The sequence below is a fragment of the Psychroserpens citreus genome, from assembly GCF_055686305.1.
The window spans coordinates 3,219,722-3,232,418 of record NZ_CM145999.1 but is presented as its reverse complement, the minus strand read 5'-3'; the positions used below and the strand labels follow the sequence as shown (position 1 = coordinate 3,232,418).

Sequence of the window (12,697 nt, the reverse complement as noted above, 5' to 3'; positions counted from 1 at the left end):
ATATTTATTGTATAGCAACTAATCAAACAAAAATTTAGCTCATGAATATCCCCAACTCATTAGCCATCTCTACAGTATTTATAATCTTTTTTTCAATAGTTTCAAATGCTCAGCAATGTGGGTTTGATAAGGAAAGAGAACGACTTAGACAAGATCCTAATTTTGTTCAATTAGAGCAACAAGCGGAAGCAAGAATTCAAAATGCTATTGCCTTGCGAAATTCAGAAAGTGCTCAGCAACGCATGTCTAATGTATTAAATATTCCAGTTGTTGTTCACGTACTCCACTTAGGAGAATCTGAAGGAGTAGACACAAATATTTCTGATGCACAAATTCAAAGTAGCATCGATAACCTTAATTATTTCTATGGTGGTCAAAGCCCTGATAGCCCTATTGATTTTGAAATTCAATTTGGATTAGCACAACGTGACCCTAATTGTAACCCAACCACAGGTATTAATAGAATTGATGCTTCATCTGTTCCAGGTTACTCGACAAACGGAGTATCTTTTTTTGGAGCAGGAGCAGATGAAACAGTGTTGAAAGATTTAAGTCGTTGGCCTGAAACCGATTATTTTAATATTTGGATTGTAACCGAAATTGATGGGAATAATGGAGGTTCTGGATTTCAAGGTTATGCCAATTTTTATTTTGGAAATGCTTACGAAGGGTCAGTAATGATGTATACCGTTTTTGGATATGATCCTAATAATGCTAATCCGTCATGGAATCTTACTTTTGATAGAGATAATAGTACAGTAGTTCATGAAGCAGGTCATTATTTTCATTTATACCATACATTTCAAGGTGATGACACAAATAATGATGGTATATCTGATACTTGTCCGGAGGATCTTATTGTTGGAAACAATAGTGATGGCTGTGCTGATACTGTTCCTCATTTAAGAGAAACAAGTACGTGTCCCGTAAATAATACTTGTACAGGAAACCCTTGGGTAGATGATAATACGATTTATAATATTATGAGCTATTATTCTTGTACAGACAGGCTTACAGAAGACCAAAAAACCAGAACTCGAGCAGCAATGGAGGGTACATCATTAGTAAATTCAAAAGGTTCACTCCCTGTCGATCCAAGTTTTACTGCTCCAACTGGCGTGTGTGCAACAAATTCTGCAGGCCTTAATAATTTTGCTGGGATTTTTGGTGTAGAACTTAATGGAGTTACCTTTGGTTCGTCTACAACTGGTATTGATGGCGGTAATATAGATGTGTCAGGTAACTGTTCTAATTATTTTGAAATTGATGCTTCAGTTCCAAATGAATTAAATGTAGATCTTTCTAATAATTTTCAGCAGCTGGGTGTTTGGATTGATTGGAATGATGATGGTGATTTTAATGATGATGCCGAACAGCAATATTTGGCTCAGGACATACCAGGAAACTCAACTGTTACAGTACCTTTAATCTATCCAACTAGTATTCCATATGATGATTATGTAAGGATAAGACTTATTGAAGAATTAGACGATCGTTATTCAAATGTGGGTACTTTAAATTCATCTTGTTATACTTCATTATTTTATGGACAGTCAGAGGATTATACCATTTATGTAAGACCAGCTCCAGTAACTTATATTTACAACAATGGATGGTCACCAAGCAATCCAAATGGAGTGAGTACTGCTATTGATTTTATTGAAATAGTTTCTGGACACACAACTATCTCAGTTGATACACAATGTAATCGTATTTCAGTTGAAGGAGGTGCTGCATTAACTGTTGATTCTGGAGTTACTTTAACTTCTAATTCTATAGATTTAAATTCTACATCTCTATTATTTTCGAGTATAATAGTAGACGGAACAGTTACAGGTACGGTGAATTATAATAGACATGTAGCGCTTGTAGGACCTACAGGCACCAATGATTTGATTTCTTCTCCTTTAGCACAACAAGAGTTTGGTGTTTTTGCTACAGCAAATCTCAATTTGCCAGCTTCTGGAACTTTGAGAGCCTTTGCTCCATATAATACTAGTTCTGGTACTTTTGAAAATTTTGATATTGGCGCAAATACATCTACCATCATTTCATCAGGTACAGGCTACAGAACTGCTACCACAGATGATGGAGAACTTACATTCACAGGAACAATTTTAACTGCTGATGTATTAGACATTCCTATCTCAGATGCTAGTGCTGGTAGCGGTTGGAATCTTATTGGAAACCCATATCCTTCTTATATTGATTTTAACGCATTCTTTACGGCTAATCAGTCTGAATTTGATTCTGGAAGCGCATTTCAAGCCATATATGGATATGATGGTGATTTATCTAATGGATGGACTGTATGGAATTTAGCAACCATAGCCGATGGTGCAATAACAGAATTAATTGCTCCAGGGCAAGCCTTTTTTGTGAAGGCTAAGTCTGGAGGAGGTTTAGTCGATTTTACTACGGCAATGCGTGTTTCAGGTAGTTCTGATGATTTTATTCAAGGCCGAAATGATGGTGCAAATAATGTAGCATTATGTAAGCTAAACTTATCAAGTGCCAATAATAATGCATTTACAAGTGTTTATTTTATTGATGGTACAACAAGAGGCCAAGATGATGGCTATGATGCTGGATCCTATTTTAGCAATGCAGGTGAATTTTCTATTTTTACTAATCTCGTTGAAGACAATACGGGTTTAGATATTGCTATTCAATCATTACCTTATGAAGATTTTAGTGATGTTAGCGTTCCAGTTGGCATACACGCTGAAGCTGATATCGAACTAGTAATCTCATTGGATAATAATTCTACAATACCTCCAAACATTAATATTTATTTAGAAGACACGCAAGCAAATACATTGACTTTATTGAATGACTCTAATTACACTTTTATGCCAGCGGAAACATTAAGTGGCACTGGACGTTTCTTTTTGAGGTATTCTGGTGATACCTTATCACAACCAGAAAATACACTTAATAGCATTCTCGTTTATACCAATACAGATTATGATGAAATCATAATTAAAGGAACATTTGCATCACAAACTGAAGCACGTTTATACGATATTCAAGGGCGATTAGTATTAAGTGAATATTTAGATGAATCTAATAGTTTCAATCGTATGCATGTACCTGGTGTAAGTCCTGGTGTGTATATTGTAAATCTTTCAAATGGTGAGGGTGTAAAAACCCAAAAACTGATTTTGAAATAATACATTATTGTATTAAGTAATCGCTAAATTATTTTGTGGAAAATTTTAAAATAACGTTCTTGCTTTCATGTTCAATAGGCGTTATTATTACTTAATTAAGATTCAATATTTAGGATATCGTTTTCATGGTTGGCAAAAACAACCAAATTTAAAGACGATTCATTTGATGATAGATCGCACACTAAATTTTATTCTAGATGGTGCACAATTTAAAACCTTGGGTTCTGGACGAACTGATGCTATGGTCTCAGCTAATGAAACCGCTTTCGAGTTATTTGTTTACAAAAAAATAGAAGATGAATCTACATTTTTAGATGCATTTAATCAAAACCTGCCTCAAGATATAAGAGCACTTGCTATTGAAGAAGTTGATGCTGATTTCAATATTATTCAGCATTCGAAAGTTAAAGAGTATGTGTATTTATTTGCATTCGGTCAAAAATGCCATCCATTTTGCGCTCCAATAATGACCACCATTTTAGACGATTTGGATATAGATATTATGAAACAAGGCGCTCAATTATTTGAAGGAACACATAATTTTAAGCCGTATTGTTTTAGAGCCACAGATAAAGGGATATATGAAAGAACCATTAATAGTTGTCAGCTTGTTGAAAACACCTTATTTGCCGCTAATTTTTTCCCGAAGAATACCTACACACTTATAGTGAAAGGAAAAGGTTTTGGTCGAAATCAAATTCGTCTCATGATGGGAACGCTTATTAAATTGGGTAGAGGAGAAGTTGATTTAAATTATATTGAAAACTCTCTTAAGTTAGAAAGTACTGAGGTTATGGATTTTATTGCTCCAGCTTCTGGTTTAATTTTAAATTCGGTTGAATTTGAATAAATTACTGTTTTGCAGTTTTATTGCTGATAAACATACTAGCGAAAACTATTGCAGCAAATAGAATCGCTTTTTCGAAGATATACCAAACAATAGTAACTAAAGCTAAATATGTATTGTTATGACTTTCATAATAATCGATGTTTTGAGCTGCTAATAAAAGCACGATTTTTTCAAAAAAAATTGCTGAAGGCAATAATATGATTGAAGAAATAACGACAAGTAAACTCACATAGCGTAATCTAGAAGTCCAAAATTTCAGCCAAAAGAGTAATAGTAATAAACAAAATAGTATTGGACGTAATACCATAAACCAATAGGCCCATTTATAAGTGTCATTAGATCTTCTTGCTGATAATTGAAACTCCGGAGACACATAATAAAGGGCAAATGATATGGTATAGAATATTAAATAAGCAATAGCTAATACTCGCACTACTTTTATACTGCTATAAATAAAAGCATTTATGCCTTGATTTCTAATAAATACATATGCAATAATTGCAATAATCATAACAACTGAAAAACCAAAAAACAAGCCATCAAAAAACAGATTTATAGTTTTGGTGAAATCAAAAAGGTTAATGTCCATCTATAGTTTGCTTTTTGCATGTTCGAGACCAAGCTCTATGTAATGTAGTAATTCAGTTTCAGTTTTAAAACCGTCTTCAGAAACATATACAAATTCTTTCATCGGATGCTTAGTGAAATCCATTGGTCTTACATTAGCTTTTGCCAATTCAGTATCAATTTTACTGCTTACAATACGAACTGCGAGATCATCTTTTACAACTCCAACTGTCATTTTGCCTTGGTATAGAAAAGATAACCCTCCAAACATTTTCTTTTCAGTAAATTCTTCTGAAAACTGTTTGAGTTGCATTCTAATTCTATTTGCTATTTGTTCGTTGAATGCCATAATTATATTTTTAATCTTGCAGATGCCATAACGCTTTGGTCTGCGTAATCGCCTTCTAGATATTTTAAATACCCAACAATTGCAATCATTGCAGCATTATCTGTAGTGTATTCAAATTTTGGAATATAAGTAGTCCATCCAAATTTTTGTTCACCTTTTTTTAGAGCCTCACGTATTCCCGAATTCGCCGATACACCTCCACCAATGGCAATATGATGGATACCTGTTTGCTTGGTTGCCAATTTCAGTTTATCTATTAAGATTCCAATAATAGTATACTGAATAGAAGCACAAATATCATTTAAATTCTCAGTTATAAAATTTGGATTTAGCTTGACTTGTTTCTGAACAAAATATAAAATCGCAGTTTTTAATCCTGAAAAACTAAAATTTAAACCATCAACTTTTGGTTTTGTGAATGCAAATGCTTTTGGATTGCCTAGTTTAGCGCGTGTGTCTATTTCTGGTCCTGCAGGATATCCCAAACCTAAGAGTTTTCCACTTTTATCAAAAGCCTCTCCAACAGCATCGTCAATGGTTTCCCCAATAACTTCCATGTCAAAATGTGATTTCACCTTTACAATTTGAGTATGTCCACCAGAAATGGTCATGGCCAAAAACGGAAAGGGTGGTTTTTTAAAATCAGCTTCTTCAATAAAATGTGCTAAAATATGGGCTTGCATATGATTGACATCTATTAAAGGAATGTCTAAGCCATAGGCTAAGGATTTGGCAAACGAGGTGCCAACTAATAGAGATCCCATTAAACCTGGCCCACGAGTAAAAGCAATAGCATTGAGTTGAGTTTTGTCTATGCCTGCTTTTTTAAGAGCCATGTCTACTACTGGAACAATGTTTTGTTGATGTGCTCTAGAGGCCAATTCTGGAACAACACCACCATACTCCTCATGGATTTTCTGACTAGCAACAATGTTGCTTAAAATTTTGCCGTTACACATTACAGCGGCAGCCGTGTCATCGCAAGAAGACTCAATAGCAAGAATATATATATTTTGTGAGGTCATTAATATAAATTAGGCACAATAATTGTTAATTTTGAGGTCAAAGTTATAACTTTCAGAGCGTATCAAGAAATTCCTAAAAATAGTATCAAAAATATTAGCAATTATTTTGCTATTGTTCATCATTTTGGTGTTGATATTATCTATACCTGCTGTTCAAACGAGTTTAGGAAAATATGTCACTAATCGTATCAATGATGATTTTGGTACAAATATTAATATAGGCAAGGTTGGACTTCAGTTTAATGGTGATGTTGAACTCAAGGAAATTTATATTGAAGATTACAAAAAGGATACTCTAATTGCTATCGATGAGTTGAACACCTCAGTTCTCAATTACAGAAATGTGATTGATGGTACCTTAAATTTTGGAGATATTGATATCATGAACCTTACGTTTAATGTCAAAACGTATAAAGGCGAAACCGATACTAATCTTGATGTTTTTGTAGCCAAATTTGATGAAGATAACCCAAGAACCGAGAAGAGCTCGTTTTTATTGTCGTCAAGTGATGTTTCTATTTATGATGGAAATTTTAGACTTATTGATGAAAATAAAGCAACTCAAAAAGTCTTAGAATTCAATGATTTGAATATTAATGCAACCAATTTTGTAATTGCAGGAAGTGATGTCAATGCTCGAATAAATACTTTGACATTTAAAGATAGTCGAGGCGCCTACGTTAAAAATTTAGTCACCGATTTTGAGTATACTTTAGATCATATGAGTTTTAATAATTTGAGTATTAAAACCGAAAATTCTCATCTAGATGGCGAAGTGCGTTTTGATTATAATCGTGAAGACTTTAAAGATTTTGAAGATAAAGTAAATGTAACGGCAAAGTTTAATAATTCTGAAGTTTACCTCAATGATTTAAATACTTTTTATGATGAATTTGGTGTTAATCAAAAGGCAAATTTAGATGTTCAACTTTCAGGAACATTAAATGATTTAAATGCCAAAGGATTACGGCTTGAAGCCAGTGGTAGAAGTAAGATTTATGGAGACATTAATTTTAAAAATCTTTTCAGTAGTGCTGAAGGCGACTTCTCAATGAATGGTCGTTTCGATAATTTATCATCTAATTATTACGATTTAAGAGCTTTATTACCTAATATACTTGGAGAGTCTATTCCAAGTGTTTTTTCTAAACTTGGAGATTTTAGAATTACTGGTACATCATACATTACAGATACGACAATTGATGCAGATATCAATATTAATACAGATTTAGGGTTGATTGTTTCTGATATAAAAATGACCAAAGTAGATGATATTGATAATGCGAGTTATATAGGAAATGTTGTTTTTGATGAGTTTAATTTAGGAGAGTTACTTAATGACCCTAAGGTGAAGACAACATCTTTTGACTTAGATGTAGACGGAAAAGGATTTACATTAGATAATTTAAGTACTCAAGTTAAAGGAGAAGTCTTTCATATAGAGTATAATGATTACAACTATCAAGATATTGATGTATCTGGAAATTTGGGAAATCAGATTTTTAACGGATTCTTAGAGTCTAAAGACGAGAATTTCAAATTTAAATTTAATGGCTTAGCCGATTTATCCAATGTGGTAAAAACCTTCGACTTTAACGCTAATGTAGAATATGCCAATCTAAGGGCTTTAAACTTTATTACAAAAGATAAGATTTCAGTTTTTAGAGGAAATATAACAACCTCAATGAAAGGCTCTAGTATTGATGATGCTTTTGGTACTTTAAATTTCGAGAACACAACTTACGTAAATGAGAATGATGAATACTTCTTTAAGGATTTTAAAATAGAATCGAAGTTTGTTGATACTAAACGTTTTGTAACAATTAACTCACCTGATATTATTGAAGGACAAATGAGTGGGAATTTTAGATTTAGAGACATAGGTAAGCTTGTCGAAAATTCTGTAGGTAGTATTTATACCAATTATATTCCTAATGAAGTTGAAGATAATCAATACATAGAATTTGAATTTAAAATCTACAATAAAATTGTTGAAGTTTTTTATCATGATTTAGAGCTTGGACCTAACACCACAGTAAAAGGCCGTATTGAAACCGACGAAAAGCAATTCAATTTAACCTTTAACTCTCCTAAAATAAAACTACTCGATTATTTTGCTAATGACATTTCAGTCTTAGTAGACAATAGTAATCCTCTCTTTAATACTTATATAGAAATAGATACTTTAAGTACTAAGTATTATGATGTGTCTAAGTTTAATTTAATTAATGTAACCCAACGAGATACTTTATTTATTAAGTCTGAATTTAAAGGCGGGCAACAAAATGCTGATGATTTTAATTTAAGTATGTTTTATACTATAGATGAGAATAATAAATCTGTAGTTGGATTTAATAAATCTACGGTTTTATTTAAGGAAAATGAATGGGTAATTAATGAAGAAAAAAACAAACTTAATAAAGTTACGTTTACTAGGGATTTTAAAAATTTTGATATTAGTCAGATGGTAATGAATCACTTCGAGGAGCGTATTGAATTCTCAGGACTAATTCAAAGTGATGTTAATAAAGATTTAAAATTAGATTTCACAGATGTAGATTTAACAAAAATAACACCAAGAGTTGATAGTTTGCTGTTGGAAGGTCGTATAAACGGTGAGCTAAAAATAGTACAGAATCAAGGTGTGTATTTGCCAAATTCAACTGTTGTTATAAGTGATTTAAAGGCTAATGATTATGAACTAGGAGAACTAAATGCACAAATAAAAGGTAACAAATCGTTAACTAATTATACGGTTGATGTGACGCTTGAAAATGACAATTTAAAGTCTTTAGATGCTAAAGGAAATATTGATGTTGATGCTAATACAATTGACGTTGATGTGAACTTTAATGAATTTTTGTTAGATCCATTAGATCCTTTTGGCGAAGGTGTTATTACAAATATTAGAGGTCTTGCTTCTGGTAATATAAAAGTAGATGGAAGCTTAAAAAAGCCTCAATTTAATGGCGATTTATTATTAGATAATGCAGGATTAACAATTCCTTATCTCAATATTGATTATAGTTTTGATTTTGATTCTAGAGTATCTCTTGATTCGCAGAGATTTATTTTTCAAAATGTAGAAATTACTGATTCAGAATATTTTTCAAAGGCTACTTTAAATGGTTTTATTGCGCATCAGAATTTTTCGGATTGGCGTCTCGGACTTGAAATAGAGACAGATCGTTTACTTGTATTAGATACCGAATATGACGAAGAAGAATTGTACTATGGTACCGCATTTGTTAATGGTAAAGCTGATATTACTGGTCCTACAGATGCACTTAAGATAGAGTTTAATGGAAGTACTGCTGAAGGAACTGTTTTTAAAATCCCATTAAGTGATTTAGAAAGTTATGGAGATAACTCGTTTATTCATTTTTTAAGCCCAGAGGAAAAAGAGGCTCGCTTACGAGGCGAAGTTGTAAATACTACTGAAGTTAAAGGCTTAGAGTTAGAATTTAATTTGTTTGTTACTCCGAATGCGGATATAGAAATTCTCATTGATAAGAAATCTGGTAGTACGATTCAAGGTAATGGATATGGAAATTTATTATTTGATATTAATACCAACGGAAAATTTCAAATGATTGGAGATTTCCAAATTGCAGAAGGAAGTTATAACTTTGCTTATGGTGGTTTAGTTCAGAAAAAGTTAACTGTTGTTCCTGGTGGTTCCATTCGTTGGGAAGGTGATCCTCTCAAAGCACAAATAGGTCTAACAGCCGTGTATGCTACACAAGCTAACCCTTCAGTTTTATTAGATAATCCAATTAATAGAAGTATCGAAGTAGAAGTCGAGGTAAACCTTACAGGGCAATTAGAGCAACCAGATCCTGATTTCACATTCAATTTTCCAGATGTGAATTCTACGATCAGATCGGAGTTAGATTACAGATTAGAAACTAGAGAAAGTAGAACCAATCAAGCTTTATTCTTATTGTCTACTGGTTCTTTTGCTAGTGAATTAAGTTTAGGGCAACAAGCCTATGGAACAATCTCAGATCGTGTTAATGCCTTTTTTAATAGCTTTTTGACTAATGATGATAGTAAACTTCAAGTAGGTTTTGATTATCAAATTGGTGAACAAACTGCAGATTACCAAACCGATGATCGATTGGGGCTAACATTAAGCACCAAGATTAGTGATCGTGTATTAATTAATGGTAAAGTAGGTGTGCCTATTGGTGGCGTCAATCAAACAGTCATCGCTGGTGATGTTCAAATTGATGTCCTTTTAAATGACGACGGTACATTAAAAGCTACATTCTTCAACAGAGAAAATAGTATCCGTAATTTTGGTGAAGAAATAGGGTATACACAAGGTGCAGGAATTGCTTATAATGTAGAATTCGATACCTTCAAAGAATTAGTGCAAATTATCTTCTCAGGAAAGAATAAAAAAACTCAAGAAAAGAAAGAGGAGAAAAAAGAAGATGATGAACAAAAATTGACCAAAGACTTCATAAATATTAAACCAAAAAAGGACTCAAAAAGCAATTAAAACGCTTAATTTTTAACATTTTTTCTTTTTTTTATTAACGAAAACGTTTGAGTTTTTGTAGACCTGTTAAATAAAGTCCAAATCCATTTTTATTATAGTTTTTCTTTACTAGTTTTACTGAAATTAAAGAAAAATTCATGGCACAAACCATAAAAAAAATAGGTGTTTTTACATCGGGAGGAGATTCTCCAGGTATGAATGCAGCCATTCGTTCTGTTGTGAGAGCTTGTGCTTTCCATGATATAGAATGTATTGGTATTTATAGAGGTTACGAAGGTATGATTGAAGGTGATTTTAAACCTTTAAATGCTCGTAGTGTTAAAGGAATCATTAATAAAGGAGGTACTGTATTGAAATCGGCACGTTCTCAAGAATTTAGAACTGTAGAAGGACGAAAGAAAGCTCACGAAAAATTAGTTGAAGCTGGTATTGATGCATTTGTAGTTATTGGTGGTGATGGTAGCTTCACTGGAGCAATGATTTTTAGCCAAGAATACGGCATGCCAGTTATGGGAATTCCAGGTACGATTGATAATGATATCTTTGGAACTACTCATACTCTAGGATATGATACAGCTTTAAATACTGTTGTTGAAGCCATAGATAAAATTAGAGATACTGCAAGTTCACATAATCGTTTGTTTTTTATTGAAGTTATGGGCCGTGATGTTGGACATATTGCCTTAAATGTAGGTGTTGGAGCGGGAGCTGAAGAAATTTTAATTCCTGAAGAAGACTTAGGTCTAGATCGCTTGGTTGAATCCTTGAGACGAAGTAAACAATCAGGTAAATCTTCTAGTATCGTGGTTGTGGCTGAAGGCGATAAAACAGGGAAAAATGTATTTGAATTGAAAGATTATGTAGATGAGAACATGTCAGAATATGAAGTACGTGTTTCTGTGTTAGGTCACATGCAACGTGGTGGTTCTCCATCTTGTTTTGATCGTGTTTTAGCAAGTAGAATGGGAGTAAAAGCGGTAGAAAGTTTAATTACAGGAAAAACAAATTGTATGGTTGGTTTAAAGAATGATGTCATGACGTTAACGCCTTTAGATATGGCTGTAAAAGGAAAATCTAAAATAAACCTAGAATTATTACGTGTATCAGATATTATGACGATATAGGTTATTGAAATAAAAATTAATATTAACAACAAAGAAAAATGTCAAATTTAAAATTAGGAATTAACGGTTTTGGTCGAATTGGTAGAATCGTATTTAGAGCAACAGTAAAAAGAGATGATGTCGATGTAGTTGCAATTAACGATCTATTAGATGTAGAACACCTTGCATACTTATTAAAATATGATTCAGTTCATGGTAATTTTGACGGAACAGTTGAAGTTAAAGATGGACATTTAGTTGTCGATGGAAAAACGGTAAGAGTAACTGCCGAAAGAGACCCAAAAAACTTAAAATGGGATGAAGTAGGAGCAGAGGTTATTGCTGAATGTACAGGGATTTTTACAACATTAGAAACTGCTGATTATCACATACAAGCTGGAGCTAAAAAAGTTGTAATTTCTGCACCAAGTAAAGATGCTCCAATGTTTGTTATGGGGGTTAATGATGATGAACTTACTGCAGATCATAATATAGTATCTAATGCATCATGTACAACTAACTGTTTAGCGCCTGTTGCGAAAATCATTGACGATAACTTCGGATTAGAAGAAGCCTTAATGACTACGATACATGCTAGTACAGCTACTCAACTTACTGTAGATGGACCATCTCGTAAAAATTACAGATTAGGACGTTCTGCTATTATGAACATTATTCCTTCTACAACTGGTGCTGCTAAAGCTGTTGGAAAAGTCATTCCTAAATTAAACGGAAAACTAACTGGTATGGCGTTTCGTGTACCAACCGCAGACGTATCTGTAGTTGATTTAACTGTAAAAACTAAAGAAGCGACTTCTTTAGAAGCTATTAAAGAAGCGTTCAAAAAAGCATCTGAAGGTTCAATGAAAGGCGTCTTAGGATATACTGAGGATGCAGTAGTATCTCAAGATTTTGTAAGTGATGTTCGTACAAGTATTTTTGATGCTGAAGCATGTATAGAATTAAATCCAACATTCTTTAAATTAGTATCTTGGTATGACAACGAATTTGGATATTCAAATAAATTAGTGGACTTAGCTCAAAAGGTTAATTCTTTATAATACAACCATAATAAATCCGCAACTTTTAAACTAGATGCGGATTTATTATTTAAACATCATAG

At 32.9% G+C, this 12,697-nt stretch carries 8 protein-coding genes; 5 read left to right on the top strand and 3 right to left on the bottom strand.

The window, feature by feature from the left end:
• Positions 1 to 41 precede the first annotated feature (41 nt).
• Together ACTU6T_RS14440 and ACTU6T_RS14435 are read left to right on the top strand one after the other, a co-directional pair.
• Positions 42 to 3,173 (top strand): GEVED domain-containing protein, encoded by a 3,132-nt coding sequence (locus ACTU6T_RS14440; RefSeq protein WP_460218902.1) that lies wholly within the window; start codon positions 42 to 44, stop codon positions 3,171 to 3,173.
• A 67-nt stretch (positions 3,174 to 3,240) separates the two neighbouring features.
• Complete coding sequence (locus ACTU6T_RS14435) at positions 3,241 to 4,023, top strand: tRNA pseudouridine synthase A (protein WP_460218901.1); 783 nt, start codon at positions 3,241 to 3,243, stop codon at positions 4,021 to 4,023.
• Position 4,024: 1 nt separating this feature from the next.
• Here the strand turns inward: ACTU6T_RS14435 and ACTU6T_RS14430 are convergent, their stop codons facing one another.
• From ACTU6T_RS14430 to tsaD, 3 genes are read right to left on the bottom strand one after another with little or no spacing between them, the layout of a single operon-like run.
• Positions 4,025 to 4,612, bottom strand: coding sequence for a hypothetical protein (locus ACTU6T_RS14430; RefSeq protein ID WP_460218900.1), 588 nt, complete (start codon positions 4,610 to 4,612; stop codon positions 4,025 to 4,027).
• Entirely contained in the window at positions 4,613 to 4,939 is a 327-nt protein-coding gene (locus ACTU6T_RS14425; protein ID WP_460218899.1) for a TfoX/Sxy family protein, read from the bottom strand.
• Positions 4,940 to 4,941: 2 nt separating this feature from the next.
• Complete coding sequence (gene tsaD / locus ACTU6T_RS14420; RefSeq protein WP_460218898.1) at positions 4,942 to 5,964, bottom strand: tRNA (adenosine(37)-N6)-threonylcarbamoyltransferase complex transferase subunit TsaD; 1,023 nt, start codon at positions 5,962 to 5,964, stop codon at positions 4,942 to 4,944.
• Positions 5,965 to 6,091: 127 nt separating this feature from the next.
• Here tsaD and ACTU6T_RS14415 point away from each other — a divergent pair, with 127 nt between their 5' ends.
• The 3 genes from ACTU6T_RS14415 (at position 6,092) to gap (ending at position 12,635) form a co-directional block, all read left to right on the top strand.
• A complete protein-coding gene (locus ACTU6T_RS14415; protein WP_460220776.1) occupies positions 6,092 to 10,471 on the top strand; it encodes a translocation/assembly module TamB domain-containing protein in 4,380 nt (1,459 codons plus the stop codon).
• A 137-nt stretch (positions 10,472 to 10,608) separates the two neighbouring features.
• Positions 10,609 to 11,595 (top strand): 6-phosphofructokinase, encoded by a 987-nt coding sequence (gene pfkA / locus ACTU6T_RS14410; protein WP_460218897.1) that lies wholly within the window; start codon positions 10,609 to 10,611, stop codon positions 11,593 to 11,595.
• 38 nt (positions 11,596 to 11,633) lie between these two features.
• Positions 11,634 to 12,635, top strand: a complete 1,002-nt coding sequence (gene gap, locus ACTU6T_RS14405) for a type I glyceraldehyde-3-phosphate dehydrogenase (RefSeq protein ID WP_460218896.1) — start codon at positions 11,634 to 11,636, stop codon at positions 12,633 to 12,635.
• Positions 12,636 to 12,697: the final 62 nt, after the last annotated feature.